Annotated in this window: 24 protein-coding genes and 1 pseudogene; 19 read left to right on the top strand and 6 right to left on the bottom strand. The window is 56.1% G+C overall.

Features of this window, described 5'->3' with window-relative positions:
• Positions 1 to 1,103: 1,103 nt before the first annotated feature.
• The 5 genes from C6558_RS12455 to C6558_RS12475 all read left to right on the top strand — a co-directional run bounded on the left by C6558_RS12455 (position 1,104) and on the right by C6558_RS12475 (position 4,577).
• Complete coding sequence (locus tag C6558_RS12455; protein WP_063963230.1) at positions 1,104 to 1,535, top strand: transposase; 432 nt, start codon at positions 1,104 to 1,106, stop codon at positions 1,533 to 1,535.
• 310 nt (positions 1,536 to 1,845) lie between these two features.
• Entirely contained in the window at positions 1,846 to 2,247 is a 402-nt protein-coding gene (locus C6558_RS12460; protein ID WP_146160882.1) for a hypothetical protein, read from the top strand.
• Positions 2,248 to 2,834: 587 nt separating this feature from the next.
• On the top strand, positions 2,835 to 3,317 hold the full coding sequence (locus C6558_RS12465) for a pyridoxamine 5'-phosphate oxidase family protein (RefSeq protein WP_057205507.1): 483 nt from the start codon (positions 2,835 to 2,837) through the stop codon (positions 3,315 to 3,317).
• 23 nt (positions 3,318 to 3,340) lie between these two features.
• On the top strand, positions 3,341 to 3,604 hold the full coding sequence (locus tag C6558_RS12470) for a hypothetical protein (RefSeq protein WP_057205504.1): 264 nt from the start codon (positions 3,341 to 3,343) through the stop codon (positions 3,602 to 3,604).
• Positions 3,605 to 3,722: 118 nt separating this feature from the next.
• A complete protein-coding gene (locus C6558_RS12475) occupies positions 3,723 to 4,577 on the top strand; it encodes an NmrA family NAD(P)-binding protein (RefSeq protein ID WP_057205502.1) in 855 nt (284 codons plus the stop codon).
• Between the two features lie 170 nt (positions 4,578 to 4,747).
• Here the strand turns inward: C6558_RS12475 and C6558_RS12480 are convergent, their stop codons facing one another.
• Complete coding sequence (locus C6558_RS12480; protein ID WP_057205499.1) at positions 4,748 to 4,936, bottom strand: hypothetical protein; 189 nt, start codon at positions 4,934 to 4,936, stop codon at positions 4,748 to 4,750.
• Positions 4,937 to 5,224: 288 nt separating this feature from the next.
• Between C6558_RS12480 and C6558_RS12485 the strand changes: the two genes are divergently transcribed.
• From C6558_RS12485 to C6558_RS12500, 4 genes and pseudogenes are all read left to right on the top strand, one after another.
• On the top strand, positions 5,225 to 5,527 hold the full coding sequence (locus C6558_RS12485) for a helix-turn-helix domain-containing protein (RefSeq protein ID WP_057205496.1): 303 nt from the start codon (positions 5,225 to 5,227) through the stop codon (positions 5,525 to 5,527).
• Between the two features lie 11 nt (positions 5,528 to 5,538).
• On the top strand, positions 5,539 to 6,771 hold the full coding sequence (locus C6558_RS12490; protein WP_107027303.1) for a type II toxin-antitoxin system HipA family toxin: 1,233 nt from the start codon (positions 5,539 to 5,541) through the stop codon (positions 6,769 to 6,771).
• A 258-nt stretch (positions 6,772 to 7,029) separates the two neighbouring features.
• Positions 7,030 to 7,270 (top strand): annotated as a pseudogene (locus tag C6558_RS12495) (BrnT family toxin).
• Complete coding sequence (locus tag C6558_RS12500) at positions 7,267 to 7,593, top strand: BrnA antitoxin family protein (RefSeq protein WP_025431031.1); 327 nt, start codon at positions 7,267 to 7,269, stop codon at positions 7,591 to 7,593. The pseudogene C6558_RS12495 and the gene C6558_RS12500 overlap by 4 nt, the downstream one beginning before the upstream one ends.
• 29 nt (positions 7,594 to 7,622) lie before the next feature.
• Here C6558_RS12500 and C6558_RS40680 read toward each other — a convergent pair whose 3' ends face one another.
• Entirely contained in the window at positions 7,623 to 8,000 is a 378-nt protein-coding gene (locus C6558_RS40680) for a DUF4034 domain-containing protein (protein ID WP_371412268.1), read from the bottom strand.
• Here C6558_RS40680 and C6558_RS40685 point away from each other — a divergent pair.
• Entirely contained in the window at positions 7,896 to 8,195 is a 300-nt protein-coding gene (locus C6558_RS40685; protein ID WP_244496013.1) for a hypothetical protein, read from the top strand. The two genes, C6558_RS40680 and C6558_RS40685, sit on opposite strands and share 105 nt — an antisense overlap.
• A gap of 295 nt (positions 8,196 to 8,490) precedes the next feature.
• Here C6558_RS40685 and C6558_RS12510 read toward each other — a convergent pair whose 3' ends face one another.
• Positions 8,491 to 10,512 (bottom strand): methyl-accepting chemotaxis protein, encoded by a 2,022-nt coding sequence (locus tag C6558_RS12510; protein WP_245449157.1) that lies wholly within the window; start codon positions 10,510 to 10,512, stop codon positions 8,491 to 8,493.
• Positions 10,513 to 11,494: 982 nt separating this feature from the next.
• On the opposite strand from C6558_RS12510, the gene C6558_RS12515 reads away from it, so the two are divergent.
• From C6558_RS12515 to C6558_RS12530, 4 genes are all read left to right on the top strand, one after another.
• A complete protein-coding gene (locus C6558_RS12515) occupies positions 11,495 to 13,012 on the top strand; it encodes a Fic family protein (RefSeq protein WP_063963229.1) in 1,518 nt (505 codons plus the stop codon).
• Positions 13,013 to 13,792: 780 nt separating this feature from the next.
• Positions 13,793 to 14,041, top strand: a complete 249-nt coding sequence (locus C6558_RS12520; RefSeq protein WP_057218504.1) for a hypothetical protein — start codon at positions 13,793 to 13,795, stop codon at positions 14,039 to 14,041.
• Between the two features lie 42 nt (positions 14,042 to 14,083).
• A complete protein-coding gene (locus C6558_RS12525) occupies positions 14,084 to 14,473 on the top strand; it encodes a type II toxin-antitoxin system RelE/ParE family toxin (RefSeq protein ID WP_057218676.1) in 390 nt (129 codons plus the stop codon).
• Positions 14,470 to 14,814 carry a helix-turn-helix domain-containing protein gene (locus tag C6558_RS12530; RefSeq protein WP_057218502.1) on the top strand — a complete coding sequence of 115 codons (345 nt, stop codon included), beginning with the start codon at positions 14,470 to 14,472 and terminating at the stop codon, positions 14,812 to 14,814. Before C6558_RS12525 ends, C6558_RS12530 begins: the two co-directional genes overlap by 4 nt.
• Before the next feature lie 581 nt (positions 14,815 to 15,395).
• Here the strand turns inward: C6558_RS12530 and C6558_RS12535 are convergent.
• On the bottom strand, positions 15,396 to 16,433 hold the full coding sequence (locus C6558_RS12535) for an aldo/keto reductase (RefSeq protein ID WP_057218675.1): 1,038 nt from the start codon (positions 16,431 to 16,433) through the stop codon (positions 15,396 to 15,398).
• Between the two features lie 131 nt (positions 16,434 to 16,564).
• Between C6558_RS12535 and C6558_RS12540 the strand changes: the two genes are divergently transcribed.
• The 5 genes from C6558_RS12540 (at position 16,565) to C6558_RS12560 (ending at position 22,239) form a co-directional block, all read left to right on the top strand.
• The gene (locus tag C6558_RS12540) at positions 16,565 to 17,140 is read left to right on the top strand and encodes a TetR/AcrR family transcriptional regulator (protein ID WP_057218500.1); all 576 of its coding nucleotides are present in this window, start codon (positions 16,565 to 16,567) and stop codon (positions 17,138 to 17,140) included.
• A gap of 878 nt (positions 17,141 to 18,018) precedes the next feature.
• Positions 18,019 to 18,270, top strand: a complete 252-nt coding sequence (locus C6558_RS12545) for a WGR domain-containing protein (RefSeq protein ID WP_057218496.1) — start codon at positions 18,019 to 18,021, stop codon at positions 18,268 to 18,270.
• A gap of 155 nt (positions 18,271 to 18,425) precedes the next feature.
• Positions 18,426 to 18,929, top strand: coding sequence for a (2Fe-2S)-binding protein (locus C6558_RS12550; RefSeq protein ID WP_082557474.1), 504 nt, complete (start codon positions 18,426 to 18,428; stop codon positions 18,927 to 18,929).
• Entirely contained in the window at positions 18,926 to 19,948 is a 1,023-nt protein-coding gene (locus tag C6558_RS12555) for a xanthine dehydrogenase family protein subunit M (protein WP_057218492.1), read from the top strand. Before C6558_RS12550 ends, C6558_RS12555 begins: the two co-directional genes overlap by 4 nt.
• 14 nt (positions 19,949 to 19,962) lie before the next feature.
• Positions 19,963 to 22,239, top strand: coding sequence for a xanthine dehydrogenase family protein molybdopterin-binding subunit (locus tag C6558_RS12560; RefSeq protein WP_057218490.1), 2,277 nt, complete (start codon positions 19,963 to 19,965; stop codon positions 22,237 to 22,239).
• Positions 22,240 to 22,245: 6 nt separating this feature from the next.
• Here C6558_RS12560 and C6558_RS12565 read toward each other — a convergent pair whose 3' ends face one another.
• Both C6558_RS12565 and C6558_RS12570 read right to left on the bottom strand, forming a co-directional pair.
• The gene (locus C6558_RS12565; protein WP_057218489.1) at positions 22,246 to 23,334 is read right to left on the bottom strand and encodes an ROK family protein; all 1,089 of its coding nucleotides are present in this window, start codon (positions 23,332 to 23,334) and stop codon (positions 22,246 to 22,248) included.
• A gap of 128 nt (positions 23,335 to 23,462) precedes the next feature.
• Entirely contained in the window at positions 23,463 to 24,491 is a 1,029-nt protein-coding gene (locus tag C6558_RS12570; RefSeq protein WP_057218487.1) for a substrate-binding domain-containing protein, read from the bottom strand.
• Between the last annotated feature and the right edge of the window lie 128 nt (positions 24,492 to 24,619).

Genomic DNA, 24,619 nt, shown 5'->3' on the forward strand with positions numbered 1-24,619 from the left:
AATGCCCTCACCGTTACGCGACGGCTCATCAAAGTTCTCCAGGTCCCATGCGGTTCGATATCTTCGGCGGAATGGCCGTCTCGAATGTTGTGGCGATCGCAAGCATGCCACTGCCGCGGCCGAACTTTATACCTCTAAGCCATGGTGTTGTATAATGTTGTCGCGGCAACAGTGCTGGCGCAGTCAACCGGCTTCCTTAAAATTGATCCACAGCGGTTTTGCTTTTGAGCGCTGTTATCGACGGTTCTGATGCCCAATTCCAAGCGATGAAGGCAGTATACAGTTGAAGGCTTTGCAGGGTTTCGGGTGGTCCGCGACGGCTGCGATGGCTCGCATCCTTGGCGAAGATCAACTTATGATCCGCTGATCGAAAGGCAAAATCGGTTTGCCCGAGAGAATGTCTCGTGGGTGGAAAGGAGCGGTTGATTGGTCAAGTGAGCCGGCGAGATTAGGTGGCCCCTCCGGTTGCCAAAAAATCGGAGGAGCCGGGGTCACAAGGTGCAATGTCAGACTTCGCTGACGACCATCCAATCGCGATCGCTGAAGAAGGTTCCAGCATTTGGGAACAAATTTTGCCCGAGCGTCTCAAACTGACATCTTCAGTTTCCTGCGGTCGGGTTCTAGAGAGCCACGCCTCACGCCATAGTGTGTGCAAGCAGCGTCACCTCGTCGTTGGTTCCGTGGAATTAACCGAGCTAAACGGTCCGCTCGCTCGCTAGGGCGCGCAACGTCACACCACATGCATACCCCGATCGAAAACGCCCTGCAGGAACTTCAATTCGCCCGGGCTCACCTGCTTGGCTTTTCCCGCAATATCCCGCATCGCAGCCTCCTTATCAGTGGACTGACGGCTGCAAAAGTATATCATAATAACAGCGGATTGGCTGTGCTTCCTCGGCCCGTACCAGTTCTCCGGCCGGTACTGATATTGCTGGATCTGGACACTGAATATCGACAGGGTGCTCCGCTTGACGTGTACTATCGGCTTGGATATTCCAAACCTCTCACTCCGTAGCTGACGATAATGCGTGGATGCACGTCTGGACATTGACGCCCTGAGGCTCTACGCGGGAAAAGCGAATAGTCCAATATGGGAGAATAACATGGTGGATGAGAGTAATATCGAGCAACCCGCAGTTCACGGCGAAACAATCAGCGATAAAATGACACGGAAGCCCGCGGCATCTAAAAGCCAGGACAAGGCATCCCCAGCCAAGGCTCCCGCAGGCAGGTCTGTCAGGCACTCGCAGGAGGAGAAAACAGCAAAGCTCAATCGGATTGAGACCTTGATGCGCGAACGCAAAACCACGCTCAAGGATGCTGTAAGGGATGTTGGTATTGGCGAACAGACCTATTACAACTGGAAAAAGGCGGCCGGTGCCCAGGTCGTAATGCAGCCGAGTAATGAGGCTCTGCCCGACGATCTGGAAGATTTGGTGAAGCTTGAAGAAGAGAACTTGCGACTTCGCAAGAACCTGGCTGAAAAGCTGCGCTCGGAAAATGCCGTGTTGCGCAAACGGCTTGGTTTGGACTAAACACTAGGCTCATGGGCGGCGGCGTCACAACGCCGCTCCGGTCGGGAAGCGTCGGTGTTCTCATGGGGCGCTGTTCCATTCGATCGATCATAAGGATCAGTTCGTAGCGAACCGCACTCGGCGATGGGTGCTCCTTTCGGGTCGCTAATTCTCATTGCTAGTTCGTTGCGGAGTGAAGGCTCATATGAAGCCAAGTAAGAGAAGTTTCGTCGTGGAGTTCAAATCGTCTCGGCGGCGCCCAAAGCCCCAGCCTACGTCGATTTGGGGTGGTACAGATTTTAAGTCGCTTGCTCGCGAGGTGGAAGTTCTCTTGCCTCATGCATCACATCTGGACGAGCCTTTCGTCGAGGCCAGTTCGCCAGCTGACAATTCCGTAAGTTCATTGCCCGTGTTCACTAGGGATCTAACCGCAAGCGCAAAAGAGCTTGAAGGAGAGGCCATCGCAGCGGACGACCGCAAAATTAAACTGCCCCGGAAAATAAGAACGTTACCGCCCCAAAAACAGGCGGCTCTTGGAGAGCAGGCGGCAGAGGTATTGGATAATCTGCCGCGCCTCAATCACAACGCGTCCACTGAAGTTGGTCTCGATTCTGCCTCCCGTGTTGAGCTAGATAAACTTGAACACGAGAATGTGTGGCTGAAGAGATTGCTAGCTGAAAAGCTCCATTCCGAGAATCTCAAGATGCAGAAAATGCTCCAAAGATTCAAGTGATCACCACATAAGCCCACCTACCGCCGCAAGGCGGACGGGTGGGATCCAAGTGTCCGATGCTATGACAGAACTAGCTGCTCTGTGCTGTCGCCCAATGTGCCCCCAGCTTCTCCGGCTGCTGTCGAGATGAACTCCGCGGCTCTCGACCGCTTCTGTGTCGCCCAGTGGTAGGCAGCCGCTGACCCGGTTCTTTAGCCGTCCGGAAGAGGGCTCCGTGAGCAGGAGCCGTTAAGGATCGTCTTTTGATCTCAGCACGATATGCAGAGCGCTCGCGGTAAGCTCCTTACAGCCACTCCGGCAGAGCGAAGACGACTGATTGAAGCGCATCGGCAAGCCTTGCCGCGCCAGAACCGCTGATCATTGGGAACCTTTCGACCGACAAACGGTTTTTCCGTTTGTCGTCTCCGGCGCCGGGCCGGTCCGCTGTGTCCCATGAAACGAAGTCTGAGGCAAAGCGCAGTCAGGGTGCGCGATGGCGACAATTTTAATGGTCGCTCGCCGCTAGTTTGCGGCTGAGGACATAGGTGTCGTGATAGCCAGGACCGAGCGTCGCCTATGGAACGGCAGACCTCTAGAGGAGAGTTTCTATGACACATGACAAAGATGAGCAGGCAAAAGTCTGGAACCTTGCTGAGAAGATCGGATTCTGCATGCTTGCTACCCAGGTCGGCGATAGCATTCGCTCCCGACCAATGTCTGCACATCCACAGGCGAGCGAAAATGCTTTTTATTTCCTCACGGACGTCGCAAGTCACAAGGATGACGAGATCGAGACAAATCGCTCCGTCTGCCTCGCTTTCGCAGAATCCAAGGGGCAGAAATACGTTTCGATTTCCGGCGCCGCTGAAGTGCTAAATGATCGATCAAAAATTCGCGACCTGTGGGCCACGCCTGCCAAGGCTTGGTGGGATAGCCCAGACGATCCGTCGATCCGTGTCCTCAAGGTCACCCCTGATTTCGCCGAATACTGGGACAGTCCGGGCACGATCGTTAGCTACATTAAAATGGCTGCGGCCGCAGTCAGCCATGTCCGGCCGGACATGGGCGACAACGCCAAGGTCACTATGTGAACGATCCAGGGAGGAAGTGGGTTATGAGCAGTTCAGAAAGTACTACGGACCACGACACGATCCGATCATGGGTTGAAAAACGGCGTGGAACCCCTTCCGTCATCCGCACGGAAGGAAAGGGCGGCGTGCTTCGTATCGATTTCGGAGAAAAAGAGGAAGCTTTTGAAGAAGTCGAGTGGGAGGAATTCTTCAGGATTTTCGACGAGGCGAAGCTCGCCTTCCTCTACCAAGATAAGACAAGCGATGGCAACCTCAGCCGTTTCAACAAATTCGTGGAACGAGGCTGAAGTCAACACTTCGATGAAGCGGATCGCAGCGCTGAGTGATGCAGCGAAATCGAGTCTTGCTTGAGTTGCCGACGGGCTTCCCCGAGGGCAGCATTTTTAGCTTAAGAGGAAGATAAACATGTACGTCGTCCTGGGAGCCACCGGACATGTCGGTTCGAGCGTTGTCGCGGCTCTCGGTTCGTCAGGCGAGCACGTTACCGCCATCGCTCATGATCCGGAAAAGGCGAAAACTATCCAAGGAAACAACGTCGAAGTAGTTATCGCTGACGTGGCAAATGAGGATCGGCTTCACGCGGTTTTCAGGCAGGCAAAACGCGCTTTCCTTCTCAATCCGCCGGCAAGCCGAGCTTCCGATACCAACAGCGAGGAACTCAAAACCGCTCGAAGCATCGCGAGAGCTGTCGGAGGATCAGACCTGGAGAAGGTCGTCGTTGCATCCTCTTATGGCGCTCAGGCTGGCGACGGCATTGGTGACTTATCCGTCCTTTACGAATTTGAGCAGCTTGTGCAAGGAACTGGGGTACCGACCGCGATAAACCGGGCGGCCTATTACTTCACCAATCTGGATAATCTGCTGGAGACAGCTAAAGAGGGACATCTGTCGTCGCCTTTCCCCGGAGATCTTGTGTTGCCGATGGTCTCTCCTGCGGACCTCGCAGAGGTAGCGGCGATACGACTTTCAAGCACCAACAATGACGTCGGTATTAAGTATGTCGAGGGCCCCCGCAGATACACTTTTACGGAAGTGGCGCAAGCCTTCTCAAACGCGCTTGGTCTTCCTGTCGCACTACAAGGGATAGCCCGTCAACGGATCGAAAAGAGCTTCCGAGAGCAGGGGTTTTCCGAGGCCGCCGCCCGCTCCTATGCCCGCATGACCATGGCGACGATTGACGGTGCCGAACTGCCTAACGAGCCGATCCGTGGGAAAGTCACACTCGAAGAGCATGTCAATTCACTCGTCTCGCAGACTTAACCTAAGCGTCGAATGCGTCACTACCCACGATTTCGAGTTTTGCGTGCGCCCGCTTTCCGTGATGATGAATGGTTTCAGCGACAGCGACATCTCCAGCCGACCGAGAGTTTCCCGGCGCCTCACAGGTGCGCGTAGCGGCGCTTTTGGAATTTCATGTTTCGGCATCGACTTCAGGGTCTTTGTTTGTCTCCAGCGCTCTTACCGTCAGAGCTTCTGGAACGCTCCTCAAATCGGTCCTCGCCCTTTGCCAGCGGGCTTCCTTTCTGTCGTTCCACCCGTCTCTCCTCCTTTTCGGCGCTTTCTTTCAAGCCTTTGGCCGACTCTTCGCCTGCGGGCGTTGGTTTTTTGGCCTCTTTCATTTTCAATCTCCAGAGTTTTGTTCCCACAACGGTGGACGCCAGGTCTCGACCAGGAACACAGTTTCCGATTTCAGTTGAACGTCGATACTCGGGCGATGTTCCTCTCACCTCTTCTCCGCGCCGCTGGAGCCGCGCGCTCGATCTGGGAACTGCCTAATCGCTGAGAAAGACGATCCGTAAACGGATCACTTATCTGCAAAGGTCCCCATACATTTCATTCCTCTTGACTGTGGGGGTAGATATTTATACGTATCATTTCGAATGGTATGATATGTCTAGGTATCAAAAATGAGATCAGAGGCTCTACTTGAAATCGGTCGATTGTTAAAGACGAAGCGTAAAGGCTTGGGGCTCACACAAGAGCAAGTTGCCGAGATGGCAGGCATATCGCGTCCTCGGTATCGCGAAATCGAGACGGGGAGCGCCGCGGCCCGTACGACGACGCTGATCAACATTGCTCGCGCCCTCGGTCTCGAAATTATGCTTATCCCTCAGGCGATAGTCCCAGCCGTTGATGCGTTGCTACGACCGAATGACGACGACGATTTGCCCGCCTTCATGTCCCGTCCCGACGGTGACACTGATGTCTAATTCGTCTCTAAATCCCAAATCGGTCATCGCTTGAGGTGTTGTTGAACAATCTGAAGGTCGGCACGATCGTCAGGACACCCGGCGATTTCAACGCGTTCAGCTTCGAGGATAGCTATCGCGCTACGGGTGGTTTCCCTGTGCTCAGTCTGTCTTTTCGCGCGGCAACCGGAGGATTGCGCAAGGATCCAAAACCTGTAGCTAGTGCTTTGCCCGCATTTTTTGCCAATCTTCTTCCCGATGACAAACTGCGCGAGGCGATGGAAAAGCACCACGCAGGCAGTGTTCGCGCTGGGAACGATTTCGATCTGCTTGTCGCCCTCGGGTCGGATTTACCAGGTGCTGTCCGCGTCGTACCAAGCGAAGGAGTGGTTGCTAATGCCGACGCTCTGTCACGTCCCGAACCGAAGGCCCGGTTTTCGCTCGCGGGTGTGCAGATGAAACTTTCGGTCGTCAAGAACACGGGCAAGGGTGGGGGCCTGGCCATCCCGCTCGGGGATGAGCAGGGGGCTTATATCGCCAAGTTTCCTTCGACTTCGTTTCCGGGCGTCTCGGAGAACGAATATGCCAATCTAGCTCTGGCCGATGCGATCGGCATGGATGTGCCGGAACGTGAGCTTGTCGAACAATCGGAATTCGCGGGTATTCCGGAGGAATTCAATACGCTGTCCGACGGGAAAGTCTTGCTCGTCAAACGCTTCGATCGCGGCGTGGATGGTGAGCGGATCCATGTCGAGGATTTTGCTCAGGTGTTCGGCATCTATCCTTCGCGCAAATACGAAGGCGCGGCCTATCACGATATCGCCGCTGCACTCGGCGTTGCGGTTTCCTCTTCGGCCGCGCTGGAATTCGTCCGACGGTTGGCTTTGGCCGCCATCACTGGCAATGGTGACATGCACCTCAAAAATTGGTCGCTGATCTATCGCAGCGCCGGCGACAAGCCGGCACTTGCACCGGTCTACGACGTGCTCTCGACGGTTCCCTATATTCCGGCTGATGCTATGGCGCTGCCGCTTGCCGGCGACCGCTCCTTCAAGGCAATGAATGCACAACGGTGGAAGGCCTTCGCTAACCGTTCACGTCTGCCGGAAGCTGCTGTGCTCAAAGCGGTGACCGAGACGGTTGAATGTGTAAACCAGCTTTGGTGGTCCCTGCCTGAACGTGCCGTTATTCCTGAAAAAGTGCTGGAACGAGTCGATGCCCACATAAAGCTTATGACGCCAATACTCGGCACTTGCGCAGATTAGCATTGGGTATCTTCCTGAGGCCTTGGAAATCCGTTCGAATGCCGCATCCGGCGGGGCCTCAAATCGAAACGAGGTGGCCGTCTGGTTTCAGAGCGTTTAAAGCTTTCGCAAGCATCTTCGGATCGTCGCTATTCAGCACGACGTCGTAATTCAAGAGTCGAGCGGCCTTAGCGTCGGATGCGAAATTGTGGTTCATCTCCTCGATTAAACGTATCACGTTTATTCTTGCATTAATGAATAAATGTGATACATAAATGCATGAAGATCACCTACGATAACCACAAGCGCCAGTCCAACATAGCCAGCACGGCTATGACTTTGACGATCTGGACAGTTCTTCATGTCGTCTCTCGTGATCCCGGCAAAGGAAGGCCGCTTCATGGCAATCGGCGTCCTGCGCAACGGCGTTCTCGCAGTCGTGTTCGCCCACCTTGGAACCGAAGGCATTTCCATCATTTCCATGCGTGACGCCAGCCAGAAGGAAAGGAACCTACTATGACCAACCAACCCCGCAAGGTTCGCTACCTCTCCGATAAAGAAGAGGCTGAAATCCAACGTAAGATAGCCAGTGACCCCGACGCGCCAGAGGCAACAGATGATCAGTTAGCTCAAGCAAGGCCGTTTGCGGAAGCTTTCCCTGACCTGGCTGAAAGCATCAAGAGGTCTAGAGGGCGCCCGGCTATCGAAAAACCTCGGCAACAGATATCCATTCGGTTGGACCCCGACATCATCGAGCACTACAAGCGCAACTGCGGCAAGGGCTGGCAAAGTCGATTGAACGACGATCTTAGAAAGGTCGCGGGATTGAAGAAAGCCAGCTAACCTCGCCCCCGGACTATCGGGGACGGGTGTCAATTAGGCGATATCTGTTCGGCCTGTGAGCGCGCCGCCGCAAGGGCCGTCAGCCATGCCGGTTCACCGAACGGTCCGTGAAGGTTCGACATCTTTGCTGCGGCGAGTGCGGGTCGGGCCGAAAGTGCAAGCGCCCTCAGCAGATGGGCCGAGCCGACGGACCACACCATCTCGATTGCCCACCAGCGATCCTCGCTGATCTCGCGCGCGAGCTTCTCCGTGCGGATGCGCCATGCCTGGGCGTAGCAATAGGAACCGAACAGGAGATGTGCGTGGTACGGATCGGGCCGGGCAGCATTCCTGCAGCCTATATCTCGATGGTGGGGCGCGATGAGCGCTATAGGAGTGGCGGTTACGGTGGCGATCTCCTTGCCGATTGTCTCAAACGGATTGCCCGAATTGCCGACCAGATCGGGATCGCCGTTGTTCTCCTTGACGTCCTCGAATCTGGCAATGAGGAAAAGACGAGGCGTCGCGTCGAACTCTACGCTGGGTATGGCTTCCAGTCGTTGCCATCGATGCCGATGCGCATGTTTTTGCCTGTCGCGACGATCAAAGGCCTATTGGATTGATCGGCCACGTTCCTTTGCGTGAAGAGAAGTTAAAGCCTTCTTTGAAAGTTTCACCCTTGATCTCGGTCATGGCTGCCTCGATGCCGGCGCGATGCGTTGCTTGAAGTAGCGATCGGCTGAGACAAGGATCCGTGAGCCGAGCAAGCAGCGCGGTTGTCCCTGCGGGTTGATCTCCTCGCTTTTTACGAAATAGAGAGACTACGATGGTGGCGAGCCTTGTGCGTCTAAAGGCCATCGTTGGACGCGCTCCGTTGCTCGCGAGCGCGTCCAAGACGAAATGCTAAATATCAACCTCTCAGAACTCTTCCCAGTCGCTGGTTGCCAGCGCCGCATTGCCGCTGAATGCGGACGCGACCTTACGGTTGAGCGAGCGGGCAGGGGAGGCGACTGCGGAATCAGCGCTGCGGGCAACGCGCGGTGAGCCGGGATGCGTCGCGGTCATGCCTTCGAGCCTGAACTGGCTGACCAGTTCCCGCAGCCTGACGGCTTCCGAGGCAAGTGTGTTTGATGCCGCGTTCGATTGTTCCACCATTGCGGCATTCTGCTGGGTCGTCTGGTCCATCGAATTGACAGCCGTGTTGACCTCGGCAAGCCCCACTGACTGTTCTTTCGCGGATGTGGCGATCGATTCCATGTGCGCGTTGATCTCGACGATGAAGCCGCTGATGGTTTTCAATGCCGAACCGGCATCGCGAACCAGTTTCACTCCGTTTCCGACTTCTGTAGACGAGTTATGGATGAGCCCCTTGATTTCCTTGGCCGCTTGGGCGGACCGCTGGGCAAGTTCCCGCACTTCCTGGGCTACGACGGCAAAGCCCTTGCCGGCATCGCCCGCCCGTGCCGCCTCCACCCCGGCGTTCAGCGCCAGGAGATTGGTCTGGAAAGCAATCTCGTCAATGACGCCGATGATGTTGGAAATCTGTTGTGAGCTTTCCTCGATCTTGCGCATGGCCTCTTCAGCATGTGAGACAACTTGCGCAGATTCGGCAGCCGATTGATTGGCGCGGCTCGCGACATTCTTGGCTTCTTCGGTGCGCTTGCTGGAATTGGCGACGTTGACAGTGATCTCGTCAAGAGCTGCGGCCGTTTCCTCGAGCGAGGCCGCTTGCTGCTCGGTGCGCTTCGATAGGTCGTCCGTACCGTCGGCGATCTCGCGGGTGCCGGTATCGAGCCCAGAGATCGAGTTCGATATTTCGGACATCGTCGTGCCGAGCTGGGAGACGGACTGGTTGAAGTCGCGGCGCAAGGCTTCGAAATCCTGCGCGAAGGCCTCGTTGAGCTGGAAAGCGAGGTCGCCGGAGGCGAGGCGCTTCAGGCCGGCGGCGAGTCCGGAGGTCGCAACGCGGAGGCGTTCGGCTGCATCGGCTTCGGCCTTTTCCTGCGTCGCAATCCGCTCGGCCTTCGCACGCCTGCGATTTTCTTCCGCCTCTTTCTCCAATCGCCTGTTGGCGATCGCGCCTTGCCGGAAAACTTCCAGCGCCTTGCCCATGTCGCCGATTTCGTCATTGTTCTTTGCAAGATCGATCTGGGCGTCCAACTGCCCACCTGCGACGAGGCCCATCGACGCACCGAGTTTGTACATGCCGCCAATGATCCGCTTGAAGGTCACGAGACCGACAATGGCAAGCATCAAAACGAGAGCGGACATGGCAGCGATCGTCAGGCTCCAGTAGAAGGAGGCACGCGCGTTCGCCTCATCCACTGCGGCTTGGGTGCGCGCTTCGAGTTTGACGAAGAAGGTATCGACCGGCTTCATGATCTCGGCCTTATAGCGATGGTAGTCCGGCGAGTTAAGCATCTGCGTCGCCTTGCGCTGGGACTCCGGCCCCTTCGTCGCGGCATTGTCCACGAGATCCATCGCCTCGGTTTCCAGCTTGATCAGGGCGTCGGAGCGCTTGCCGGCCTCGTCAAGGAGCGAGAATTCCTCGTCCGTGAAGCCGGCCTGCTTCATGAGGTCGTTTAGGGAAACGGCGACACCATCTGGACGGGGCTTGGTCTCTCCGCTTGCGACGAAGTCCCAATAGATCCGGTGATAGTCTTGCGGGCGCGGCCGTGTACCGTTTCTGATCTCTACGACGGCATTGTATTGTTCCTTGAAAGAAACGTCGCCGGTTTCGGCATATGTCCGCACCAGACGAGTGAGGTCGTCGGACGACTGGCGCAAATTATCGGCAAGCAGATAAGATCGGTACTTCTGGTCGTAGGCCTTTGTCACATCCGTGGCAGCGCCGTCGTATCCCCACAGGCTACCGACCAGGCCCGTAATAGCGACACCGGTGGCGGATGCCAGGATGATGAATTGGTTCTTGATTCTCATGATGGACATTTCTCAACGTGGACATGTCTCTTCTGGCGCGCCGAATTCATTTCTGACGTGATGAAGTCATGTCACACACAAGTGCAATTCCCGAGATCATCGTCGGGTGGCTGAGGGAACGTGATGCAAAATGGTTAGCAAAGTGAGAATCTTTGAATGGATCGGGCATAGAAGCAATATTTTGTCTGAATACAATGTAAAGTTGCACCTATAATTATCTGCGATGCTCCGACATGTCGTAATCCGTTACTTCGTCCACCGGAGCAATACCTCTTTGCGCACACGTTACATGGCCGCCTGCATAGTGGCGGCGGATCGGATTCGCATCTAAGTATTCTGCATGAAGCCCCGATATGCCTCTGGAGTTCGGAGAAGAGTAGAGTCAACGAGGCGTTCCCAGCAGGCGACGTTTTGTCTTCATCGAAGGCGTCCAGTTGGCGTTATTTGCCGTTGGGTGTCTTCCCAGTTCGGAAGCTTCGCAAGGCGGCCTCAAAGCCTCATCAGCGGCATATTTGTAGTTTCAAGAGTGCGGTTTCGGCTCTGTAGCTGAGTGAGTGAGTATATCGATGGCCCAACAATAAAGGCGTTCTTGGACCGTCATGCCTGACCTGCTTGTTGCAACACGCGCTCTGTTTGTTGCTTTTATTCCAGACCGGATTCGCAACACAGGTGGACGGTGTAGCGCGGACCGTTTAGAGCCTTTGTTGCTTTCTTCATAGCTGCGGAGCCTATGGCGCTCGCCGCCTTTCCTCCTGCCGCCTGCGACACGGGGTGTGATCCGGCTTGGATTGTTCGGCGTTGATGCAATCTCGAATACGTTTTTCGACGCTAAGGCATTTTTGCATCGCATTTTTTACGCTCGAATGCATTTTTGAGGGCGCTCTTCCGAAAATGCTTGGCCATATAGCGTTTTTTGACGGTAGAAGGTAAAATAAAACGAATCTTAACAAGCGAATGCGTTTTTGAACGGGCGGCTTCCACGATGAGCGAATTCCCAGTCGGACAGAATTGGCTGAAGACGCATCTGGGCTTGGATTGCCCTGCGCCAGCCGTCGAGTCCTGGTGCGGCCAGACGTCTCGGAAAACATATGTAGAAGAGGGGAGAGTCATTGAAAAGTACCCCCTTGTCTATGCTCCCGAAGAAAGCACTGCAGGAAACCTCAAATTCGCTCTGAAGAATGAAACACTCGACATGGGCGTCATAGCCCAGACCATGAACAAGGTCGATCCGGCAGAGATCGAAGCCTGGGTCAAAACCGAGCCAAAAGGTGCGTTCGCCCGCCGGGCATGGTTTCTCTATGAATGGTTCACTGGAGCACGGCTTTCTCTGCCAGACGCGGGTACCGTGAATTACGTCCATGCGCTGGATGAAAAGAAAAACATCGGCGCGGCCGGCAGATTCTCACAACGCCACAAGGTTGTCGACAACATGCTCGGCGTGCCGGGACTATGCGTCACCGTACGTCCCACGAGGCTGATAGCCGATGCAAGAGCGTCGGAAATCAACAGGCAGGCTCAAGACATCGTAAACGATTGCGACCCAGCACTCCTTGCCAGAGCGATCCAGTACCTGTTCACCAAGGAGACGAAATCCTCCTTTGAGATCGAGCGCGAAGAGCCCACCGCGCAGAGAGCAGAACGCTTCGTTGCCGCGCTGAGGAATACCGCGGCTTTCGATCCGGCGAGCAAACGCGATCTCGTCGAGCTGCAGAATACGATCGTCGATCCGAGATATGCGGCAAACGATTTCCGCGATTTCCAGAATTTCGTCGGGCAGACGATCGGCCCCGGATTTGAAAAGGTCCATTTCATATGCCCGAAACCCGAGGATGTCGAACCGTTGATGGCCGATTGGTCATTGCTGACCAAGCGGCTCAGGGGCATGTCGGACCCTGTGGTCGCGGCGACGGTTGTCGCTTTCGCTTTCGTCTACATACATCCGTTCGAAGACGGCAACGGGCGAATCCACCGCTTCCTGATCCACAACGTCCTGTCCAGAGAAGGCTTCACCCCCCCCGACTTTCTCTTCCCGGTATCCGCCGCCATCATCCGTGACGAAAAAGCATACGGGGCCACGCTTGATACGTTCTCGCGTCCCGCATTGGAAAGAACGGACTGGCGATGGGACAGGGATCACAACATCATCGTCAGGAACGACACCGCCCACCTCTATCGATATTTCGATGGCACTCCATCGGTGGAGTTCATCTATCAGAAGATCGCCGAGACGGTGCAGAAAGACCTCAAGGAGGAACTCGACTACATTCGTTATTTCGATGCCGGCTACACAGCTTTGACCGATGTAATCGATATGCCCAACCGCAGGGCGGCTTTGTTCGTCAAGCTGTGCCTACAGAACGGCCGCATCTCGAAAAAGAAACGCGGCCTGTTCGGGGAGCTGACCGATGACGAGGTTTCGTATCTGGAAGCCGCTGTGGCGGAAGCAGTTCAGCGCGTGAAGGATGGTTTGGATTGCGACGCCGAAGACGATGACACTTAGGAACCCTCGGGACGCACGCCTTGGTGATCGGTCCGAAGGGAGATTTGGCGTCCCGAGGCGAACATGATCGACTCTGGATTGTGATCCGGCGTGCAATATTCAGCGCTGGTTGAAAGACAGCTCCAACGAAGGCTCCAGCACATCGCTCAGATCGTGGCCCAGAATGCGGAGCGCCGAAAAAACCGACGATGACCATTCCGGAAATCGTCACTGGCAGCGAGGAAGAAACAAGATTGACTGGCATCGGGAAATCGCTTGTCCTGACGAGCGCGCCTCTGACGTTCTACCGGAAAAGCAATAGCCGAAACCGTACTATATCGAGGAATTCACGGCGGCTTCAACGGCGATTTAAGCGCAAAAGGCAACACGGACGAAACCGTGGCCATGTTCCAAAGAATGCCGTTTCGGCAATGAAGCTGGGTGAGTGAGCGAAAGATTTGCTTTGGAAGACAATGCTTTGGCGACCTCGCGCACAGGATTAGTTGTTGCAGGAGCGGAAATGGGCGGTTTGTTGCTTTTTCGCTTTCGCTCGATCGTCACCAGGGCCAGGAGGAACAGGGCTTTGAAGGCGCTCGGCTAATCCAGAAAAGCAACACTGCCCAAATGACCGTCCAGTTCCATAATTACTCTTATCTGATCTGACATAATGAAATAACATCACATAAAACGGTAACAACCGCACTCCTGGCGCGAACACCTCGCCCGTCGTTTCACTGCCCCGGTCTTGTCCCAGGGCGACAACGGCGAGCACACACTCTTCTGGTCTCGCTGAACAGGCCAATGGCGCTACGCTTCAGGCGGGGCAATCAGCATGCCGCGCACCCGCCGTTGCGTCATCCGGCCACGATCAAGCAACGCAACAAGCCGCGCCTCATGCTACTCAACATTGATGACTACGAACGGCTGATGCGGCAATCTGATGACCGTTCTGTCGGGACCCCAGACTACCCGGGCGAGCTACTCGATGAATTCGAGGCCGCGGTCGACGAGACCAGACGACGAGCAGCGATGGTTGTCATTTTCTTCTAAAATTACTTGACATAATTATGGCGATATACCCATAGTATGTCCATGAAGCCCGCAGCCCCTACCCCCAAACCTTGTGTATTTTTGGGGTCCAGTAAGAAAGATCTGTTGGGACTGCCTGACGACGTTCGCCAAGAAATGGGCTATGCATTGCATGAAGCCCAATGTGGCGAAGAACCGCTTGATGCGAAAGCGTTGAAGGGGTTCGGAGGTCGGTCTATCATTGAAATTGTCAAGGCCCATGACCGTGACACCTTCCGGGCCGTTTACACCGTGCGTTTCGAGCAAGCCCTATATGTACTTCATGTCTTTCAAAAGAAGTCGAAGAAGGGCATTGCGACCCCAAAACACGAGATCGACCTCATCAAGCAACGGCTACGTGATGCTGAGGAGCATTACCGGCTGAACTTTAACGAAGGAGGGCGCAAGCCATGAAATCGAACGTAGAGCCTGTAGTTGCTGTAGTTGGCAGCGGCAACATCTTTGCTGATTTGGGGCTCCCCGACGCAGAGGAAAATCTGCTTAAGGCCCAAATCGTCGTTGTCCTGCACCGGCATATCAAGGCCCGTAAGCTGACGCAAACTGCCGCCGCCATGCTGCTCGGCGTTGGTCAACCCGACCTATCGCACATTCTGCGCGGACAGTTCCGCGGCTGGTCGGTTGAACGACTCATGCGGATGCTGACGGCCTTCGACCAAGATGTGGAAATTACCGTTCGTCCGCATAGCAAGCGCGGCGAACGCGGTGACATTACATTCAACGCCGTTATGGCGTAGCGACGTGAAATTCTAAGCTCCCACCAAAGCCTCCGACACGCGGAGGCTTTTTTTATCTGGCTGCTACTGAACCCGGTTCGGGCACAGCGCCTTGAACTGATCGAGATCGACGTCATAGCCTGAAGCGCTCCAGCCATCCAACGGCTCGTTGCTGCCAACTCAACCAGCAGATCCTCTGTGCTCATCGTTCTCGAGATCGAGGAGTCCTTCGAGACCGATTGGAGCCGGGCCGATGAGCCACATTCGCGGCCCGCTTGGGGGCCTCTATCATCTCGAAGTCGAAACGCACGGACGAGGACGCGGTATCCTATGGCCGCGTGTTGGCTCCGCTCGTCGAACACATCGAAATAGCCTTCGCCATCGTCATCGTCCGGTAAACATTTAGTTAGGAGATGACGGTGCGGAAGCCTTGCCGACGTCGAAAGAACACGTCCATGGAGGGCTGCTTCGACATCGTCGCAGCGACATTGGGCTTCTGTCCGGGGGCCACTCCGTCATCCCCGGCTGGTGAGCCGAGGACTCACCCCGCGAAACGGAAGCTTCGCCCCGGGCCGAGCATGACGGATGGACGATCAACGGCCTCACTTCACCGCAGCGGCCGGCCAGTCCATCACATCCTCCTTGCCGCCCGCCAGACGACCGCGACTGCCGATAACGATGTCGTAGGGGAAGCCGAGCGGGATGGCGCTGGCGGTATCGAGGCGGGCGATCTGCTCTTCGGTCAGGCGAACATTGAGTGCTGAAAGATTGTCGTCGAGCTGCTCCTTGGTGCGCGGACCGATGATCGGCAGCGTTGAGCCTTTGGCTAGTACCCAGGCGATGGCGATCTGACCGGCAGGAAGTCCGGTTTCCTCGGCAATCGCCAGAACCGCGTTAACGGTTGCCGTCTTGCGATCGTCGCTTTCACCATGGATGACCGCGCCGAGCCCTTGCGCCCTGCCCGTCTCGCCCTTGCGATATTTTCCGGTGAGGAGACCACCGCCAAGCGGTGACCAGCTAACGGTGCCCAGTCCAAAGGCATTGGCCATGGGGATCAGCTCGCGCTCGACGGTGCGTTCCACGAGGCTGTATTCGATCTGCAGCGCCGAGATCGGCGACCAGCCGCGCAGGTCTGCCACGGTGGCGGCGGTGGCGACGCGCCAGGCTGGGAAGTCCGACAGGCCGGAATAGAGGATCTTGCCGGAACGGGAGAGGTCATCAAGGCCGCGGACGATTTCGTCGATCGGGGTGACGGCATCCGGCATATGCACCCAGAGAAGATCGATGCGATCGGTGTTCAGGCGCTTCAGGCTGGCTTCCACGGATTGAATCATGGCCTTGCGGCTGTTGCCAGTGCGCTGCAAGCCGCTGGTCGGCGCATCGCCCAGCGAGAACTTTGTAGCGAGCACGATATCGTCGCGCTCGCTAGTGATGAATTCGCCGGTCAGCGTTTCCGAGTGGCCGAACTGATACTGGTCGGCCGTATCGATGAAATTGCCGCCGGCGGTGCGGTAACCCTCGAATATCTGCTTCGCAGTCTCTCGGTCCGCGCCGTAGCCCCAGCCCGTGCCGAAATTGCCGGTGCCCAGCGCCAACGACGAAACGCGAAGGCCGGTGCGGCCGAAAACTCTATAACGCATGCTCATGTGCTTCATCCTTCTAAAAAGCGTTTCCGCCGGGTTGGTTAATTTAAATGACGGTCGTCATGCATTGCATTTAAATGACGGTCGTCATATAATTTGTCAAGGGTATTTTCCGAAAGGAGTTGCGCATGCGTCCGACCAAGGAACAGGCAAAGGATAACCGGCAGCGGATTCTCGATACGGCGGCAAAGCTGTTTCGCGAGAATGGCATCCATGCCGTCGGTGTCGATGCCGTCATGAAAGGGGCCGGCCTCACCCATGGCGGCTTCTACGGCCACTTCAGATCCAAGAGCGATCTTGCAGAGCAAGCGCTGGCCTATGCGATGCAGAACATGCTAGGCGCCGATGCCCTCAATGGTTCGTTGGACGATTTCGCGAAATCCTATCTTTCACCAGAGCATCGCGCCGCCGTTGGAGCGGGATGCACCGTGGCCGCTCTTGGGCCGGAGCTCGCAAGACTGCCGGAGGCGGAGCGAGGCCCGGTGACAGATCATATCCGCGGGTTGATCGCCCATATGGAGAACTGGCAGACGGAGAGTGGTTTCAAGCCTGACCGCAGCCAAGCGATCGCAGATGTCGCAAGCTTCGTCGGCGCTCTCGTCATGTCCCGGGCGGTGAACGATCCCGTCTTGTCCGACGAGATTCTGGAGAGCGTGCGCGACCGGGTGACCGGAAAGGCCCAGGACCAACCGATTTCGGGGTAACACGACGAAGACTGCATAGCTCCCTCATGCGATCGAACGTCGAGAAGGCGGATCGCCGGGATTAGCATGACGCGAATCCCCTTTCCCCGGAGTCCTGGACCCTCACGGGCGGCGGCTGTTCGCCGACCCAGAAATCTTGATTTCGTAGGTGCGCCTACCAGCCAGAGGTTCGAAATCAAGTCGCATACCAGATCCAGCCCCTTACCGCTGCTGACTTGGTCAAGCGGCCCAAGACTTCCAGGCGGGGAGTTCGAGACGCAAGACCAAGCCGCCAGCTTCACGCACGCAGATGCCCTTCAAGGATTGCTGTCCTCTCTCAAACTGCTCCCGAAGAAGCCGATCAATATGCACCATCAACCTGGTCAAGGCGCCCGATCTCCTCGATCCGACGAAGGCGGCGATCGCCATACGAGGCAAGTTTCTTGCCCATGCCATAGGACCGCTCCAGTGCGATGGCCGTCTTCGTCGCTTTGTCAGGTCGGATCCATCGCCGCCCGCGACACCGTCATCGTGACCGCCAAGAACACCTGCTCGATCCAAAAGCATCCGTTTGGACAGGCTGATTTCCTCAACCTAAAATCTTTTTGAATCCAAGATTATCTGGCGACGCTCAGGCGCGGATAACGCTTTAGTCGGGCATCGGCTCTCCTAGGTCCAAAGTTTGTGTATGAATTCTGGTCAGTAGGCGCCCGCAACACATTCATTCCGCCGGAAGAAAGGGTTTCGCTGCCGCGGTCCCGTTCTCCATCCCTGCACCGGCACATTAGATTCTCCGTTGTTTCTGAACGGGCGTTTACATCAACACCATGAATCAGTTCGCCCCAACCGATTCAAAAGTCTGATTGGACGTGGAATCTTGAACACGTGATGCTGTGTTCATGACCCAGCAGTGCTCCAACCTATACTTTCAACGGATAGATCCAAGCCGCAACATGGCGCGCTATTATATGTTGTCGATACAGCCGACGCTGTTTGGCGAAGTTTCCCTCATTCGAGCTTGGGGGCGCATCAGTACGCGCGGCCAGGAGATGAGCCACCAATTTGCATCCGAGACTGACGCTTTGGTGCTTCTTCGGAAAATCGTCCGCCGGAAGTCCGCGAAGGGCTACGTTTTCAAGGGAACTTGTTGAAAATCACTAAGGATACTGCTGTTTTTGCGGACATCGATGATTGTTGACATCGGCGCGACGGGGAAACATTCGTCTGGCCTATTGGAACATTCTTTGGCGACTGCCGTTTGGCCAGAGCAGCAGTGAAAGGGTTTCCCGTGATCACACGCTCGACGATGCACGCACCAAAGTGCGCGGTATCATTCATGGTCAACGGCCAAACAACAAACGTCGAAATCGCCCCATGGATTACGCTGCTGGATCTGCTGCGCGGTCCGCTCGAGCTTACGGGCACTAAGAAGGGCTGCGATCATGGACAATGCGGCGCATGCACGGTCTTGATTGATGGTGAACGCATAAATTCCTGCCTTAAGCTCGCCGTATCGCTGGATGGGGCTGATATAATGACGATCGAAGGCTTCGGCACTCCGGATGCTTTGCACCCGATGCAACAGGCTTTTCTTGATCACGATGCGTTTCAATGCGGCTACTGCACGCCAGGGCAAATTTGCTCCGCGATAAGCCTCGTCAACGAAGGCCGAGCGTATTCACGCGCCGAGATCCGAGAACTGATGAGCGGTAATCTCTGCCGGTGCGGCGCCTATACCAACATCATCGACGCCATTGAAACAGTCCTGCAGTCGAATGGTCGGCATAAATCGGACGGATCCGGACGATGAAGCCGTTTTCCTACACCCGGCCCGAATCCGTGGAGAATGCGATACGCGCGCTTTCAGCCAATCCGCGCGCTTTCGTCCTCGCGGGCGGTACCAATCTCGTTGACTTGATGAAATACGATGTTGTGCATCCAGAAGCGATCATCGACATCAACCGCCTGCCGTTGAAAGACATCGAAGAGTTGCCCGACGGCGGGCTGAGGATCGGCGCGCTGGTCAGCAATTCGGCGCTCGCCCATGATCGACGAGTGATAAGTCGCTATCCCCTACTCACAAGCGCCATTCTGGCTGGTGCATCACCACAATTGCGCAACGCGGCTACGACCGGTGGTAATCTTCTGCAACGAACCCGTTGCTACTACTTCTACGATCCTGCCACGCCTTGCAATAAGCGCCGTCCCGGCTCGGGCTGCTCTGCGCGCGGCGGCTTTAATCGAAATCACGCTATCCTTGGTGCGAGCGAAAGCTGCATCGCAGTTCATCCGTCGGATATGTGCGTTGGCCTGGCCGCCCTGGGAGCGACAGTCGAGGTTATAGGACCGAAAGGCCAACGTTGTATTGCGCTGGCCGACTTCCACCGGCTTCCCGGCCAGGAGCCAGACCGGGACAACTCATTGGAACCTGGCGAAATCGTCGTCGCGATCCGACTCGAGCCTAACCACTTCGTCGCGCACAACAGCTATTTGAAGCTGCGTGACCGCCTCTCCTATGCCTTTGCGCTCGTCTCCGTTGCCACAGCAATCGATCTATCCGACGGACGCATCGTTGATGTGAGGCTGGCCCTCGGCGGGGTGGCGCATAAACCTTGGCGAGACCCTCTGGTTGAGGCGGAGTTCGCTGGGGAAACGGCGCAAGAAGCAACTTTCCGTCGTCTTGCCGACAGGCTGTTGACCGGCGCCAAAGGATACGGTGCCAACGATTTCAAAATAGTGTTGGCGAAGCGCGCCATTGTGCGTGCACTGACCGAGGCGGTGACGGGTCCGTCCCAATCTCAGGGGAATGGGCCGCGACAGACACGATAGTAAAGGGCTTTTACATGCTACGCGAAAACAAAGCGGTCGGCGCGCCACATTCACGCGTGGATGGCCCGTTAAAGGTAACCGGTCAGGCGCGGTATGCCGCCGAACATTTTGACGCAGGCTTGCTGTTTGGATGCGTGGTGTCCGCCAATATAGCAACGGGTAAGATTGCATCGATCGATATAGATCATGCGGCCTGCTTTCCCGGTGTCGTAAAGGTCTTCACGCACGAAAACCGCCCGGCGGTCGCTTACCGAAATAGCAAGTGGAAGGATGAGGTCGCTCTGCCCGGTCATCCCTTCCGCCCGCTAGAAAATGACCGCATACTTTTCGACGGTCAGCCCGTGGCACTTGTGGTTGCCGACAGCTACGAGGCGGCACGAGATGCAGCGAGCTGTGTGCGGGTACACTATCTGCCCAACCGTCCGCAAACTGATCTTGAGCGCAATCTCGACGAAAGCTACGTGCCGCCAGTGCCCCGCTCTGAGCAATCTATGCCGCCGCCGCCTCGCGGCGATGCGCACGCTGCCTTCGCAACCGCGCCATACAAGATTTCCGCCGAATACCGGATGGATGGTGAACATCACAATCCGATGGAACTGTTCGCCACGACAGTGATACGAAATGGCAACGGCGATTTGACCGTGTATGACAAAACCCAGGGCTCGCAGAACTCCCACGAGTACATTTGCAATGTATTCGGGTTAGCGTCCGAAAAATTAACGGTGAAGAACAGTTTCGTAGGAGGTGCTTTCGGGCAGGGATTGCGGCCGAAGTACCAACTCTTTTTGGCTGTGATGGCGAGCCTTGATCTCAGACGATCGATCAAGGTCGAGATGAGCCGCCGCGAGATGTTTTACCTGACTTGGCGGCCCTCTAGTTTCCAACAGGTCTCCCTTGCAGCCGATGGAAATGGAAACCTGATATCGGTCATGCACCACGCCGTCCATTCGACGTCCCGTCATGAAGATTACCAGGAAAACGTCGCTAATTGGTCCGGCCTCGCCTACCATTGCGACAACGTCAAGATTACGTATGAAATCGTCAAGCTCGACGTCTCTACTCCAGGCGATATGCGCGCGCCCGGGGCGGCAACAGGTGTAACGGCCCTTGAGGTGGCAATTGACGAACTCGCTTTCGCCACAGGAATTGAGCCATTGGATTTCCGCATCCGCAATTTCGCCCATCGGGACCAGAACCAAGACAAGGAAATCACCTCCAAGGCGTTGATGGCTTGTTACCATGAAGGCGCTTCCCGCTTCGGATGGTCAGGGCGTTCGGCAGAACCGCGCTCGATGCGCGAGGGAAATGACCTTGTGGGTTGGGGAATGGCAACGGGCTTATGGGAAGCTAAAATGTCGCCAGCTCAAGCCAAAGTGCGGATTTCTTCTGATGGCAAAGTCTACGTGTCGGCTGCCGCTTCCGATATCGGAACCGGTACCTATACGATCCTCGGCCAGATCGCCGCTGATTGCTTTGATGTTTCAATTGACAACGTTACCGTGGAGATCGGGGACTCTTCTCTTCCTAGGACGGCCGTCGAAGGCGGATCCTACACAGCTGCATCATCTGGTACTGCCGTCCAGGCAGCATCAAAGCGTGTCATTGAAACTCTCCTCAAGCATGCGCATGTCATCTCGGGCACGCCGCTAAAACACGCCGCGGCCAATGAAGTCGAAATGGCCGAAGGTCGCCTCGTTCTCAAGACCAATCACCAGGTCGGTCTGGCATTGTCCGACATCATGAGCTTTATTGGCGTCTCGGCGATCGAAGAACTTGGGGTATCCGGGCCAGACAAGAAACTCGCCAAGACATTTGCTGCCTACACCCATTCAGCCGTGTTTGCCGAGGTCAAGGTGGATGCTGATCTCGGCGTTGTTCGCGTCACGCGAGTTGTCAGCGCCATTGCCGCGGGCCGCATCCTTAACCCCAAGACCGCTCGAAGCCAGATTCTGGGCGGCATTGTGATGGGAATTGGCATGGCGTTGCATGAAAAGGGGATGATTGACCACCGGATCGGCCGGATCGTCAACCATAACTTGGCGGAGTATCACGTACCCACAAATGCCGATATCGACGGGCTTGAGGTGATTTTTGTCGAGGAGGATGACAACAAGGTAAGCCCCATCGGAGCAAAAGGACTGGGCGAGATCGGCATTATCGGTGTTGCCGCTGCCGTTTCAAATGCGATATTTCACGCAACAGGGGCTCGTTTCCGCGACTTTCCCATTACTATCGACAAGTTACTAATGAGCGGCACCTCGAGCGATAACGGGCCTCGGCATCACCTTTGATGCTACCTAGGCCACTGCAGGCTTCGTGGAGAAATGCGCGTTGCCCAAGCCTGTTCCAATCGTCAATACGCCCCAGTTTTGTGCATCATCGAGAAAGGGAAGCTGCGACAACCCTTGTACGACGGCGTCATTGTGCATGACGAAAAAACTGTCTTGGTCTCCAATCTTCGGTACCGCACGTCGCAAGACCTCGGGCAGGTTGAAGCTTTCGCTCTCCCAGTTGCCCCCCGGCAGATTTTGCGCACCGCGGGTAATCGAGCCCGTTTCTTCGATGATCCCGGGACAGGCGATGCCGACTGCCGGAGCGAGATCGAGCTTTTTCTTTCGCGCATATTCCACCATATGCCTGAGCATCGCGGCGACCTTTTCAACGCACGTGGTCCGGTTCGGCTCATCGTCGGCGTGCCGCCATACGTGCGATTTGCCAACCTTCGCATGAGTAAAGTTCTTAGCCTTTTGCGTGTTCAGTTCGACGACACCAACCCGAATATTGGTTCCACCGATGTCCACAGCCAGGATCGCTTGGTGCCCTTTGAGCATCCAATGAGGTAAAAGGTGCACGCTTCCGATCAGCCCCGCGTCGTCGGGATGATGACGAATTATATTGAGCTCCATTGCTGAACCTTGCTTCCTCAGGATCATCTGGGCTCGCTTTATACTCAACGCCCCGGCCTGGCTGGAAACGAAGCCGCCTCCCACAACCACCTTTTGTGTACCGCTCCAGCTTTTCTCCGCCAGGTACCGCAGCAAGACTGACACGAGCTCATGGGCGAACTCCTCGATCGCACTCCACACCGTCACCGCCGCCGCCGGCTTTCCGTCAGTCAGGAAACGATCGATCTTTCTTTTCGAGAGCATTTCCGTTTGCTTGCGCCCCAGAGGGTCGGGGGCGTTGTCGGATGCGATCTTGCGCCATCGTGCGAGCATCTCCTTGAATGCTTCCTTGTTGGCTCGGTCGCCAATGAAGCCGTTCTTGTCTTTGATTTCAAAATTATACTCATCGACATGAACCCGGGGGAGATCCCCTGCCCCATGCGCAATGGGCTTACCCTTGCTTCGTTCCATTTCCGCCCGTGCCCTTGTCGCTTTTGTCATGAATTTCGTCCCGCCAGATAACTACCATCGAAACGCGGGTTCCGCATTGAGGTTCCTTGGGCCGCGGCAGTTCGTGAGTGACCCTCGATCCCCGCGAGCGTCTTGACGGATTGCCTCTCTCTGATTGGCTAATGCCTCCGCCGGCCGTGATGACGATCCGTTGATTGGCCCCTCACGAAGTTGACGGGCCACAGTTCATGGATCTCGTTTGCTGGTCGTCCGGCAAGAAGTTCGAGGATCAACTCGCCTGCACGCATGCCGGCTCGGTGCAGGGATGAACGCGTCGCACTTAACGTAGGTGACATATGTTCGGCGCGCAGATATGCGAGTCTATCGTCATGAGCTACGACCGACACATCTCTCCCCACTATAAGGCCGCAGGCTTTTGCGGCGCGATAGACGCCAAGTGCACTCGTTGTAGATCCTGTTACAACGGCCGTGGGACGCGGGTGCTGTTCGAAAAAGGACCGCCCAAGGGCAAATCCGTTTTCATCGGTCAGGTCACCATTGGCTACAATTTCAGGATCGTATGGTAGCGCCCGTTCGGCGAGCGCTTCGCGATATCCTCGGTGGCGTTGCGAACTAAAAGCGAGTTCTTGTGGGCCGCTTATCAGGGCGATGCGTTGATGCGCAAGATCCAGCAGATGTTCCGTTGCGAGTTTCGCCAACCCTACGCTGTCGATATCGAACCAAGCGTGATTTGAGCACTCTGGCAATTGGCCGTAGGTCAGGAAGGGAACGCCCTGCTCGAGGAGCGAAGCGAGCCGCGCGTCACCGGCCAAAGGACTGCTCAATATCACTGCGTCTACACGCCCGCCTTTCGCCAACCTGTCGCACATTTCTATATCGGAATCCTGCGAACCGGATGCCACAGGCGCTATCAGCATTTCGCACTCCCGGGCGACAAGTGCCCGTCCCACTCCCGTTATGAATTCTGCGGTTTGGTAGGCCAGCGAACGGTCAAAGATGATGCCTATAGCGCCTGCTTTACCGGTTGCAAGGCGAACGGCCGTGCTGTTGGGTCGATAACCAAACCGGCTAGCCTCTTTCAAAACGCGCTGGCGCGTTTTCTCGCGCACCTCTGGATAGCCGGCGAGCGCACGGCTGACAGTCGTTGGGGATAGGCCCAACTTCTCAGCAAAATCCTTCAATCTCATCTATCGTCCTAAGCTCCGCATAGATGGGAAACCATTTTCCATCCAATTAGATCCCTGGGGCTGCGGGAACTTTGAAAGTCAGTGGACCAAGGGATGCTGATCGCCGCGAAGAGTTACGTAACGTCCTG

Source organism: Ensifer sp. NM-2 (genome assembly GCF_003024455.1).
In the GTDB taxonomy this organism is placed as follows: Bacteria; Pseudomonadota; Alphaproteobacteria; order Rhizobiales; family Rhizobiaceae; genus Ensifer; species Ensifer canadensis.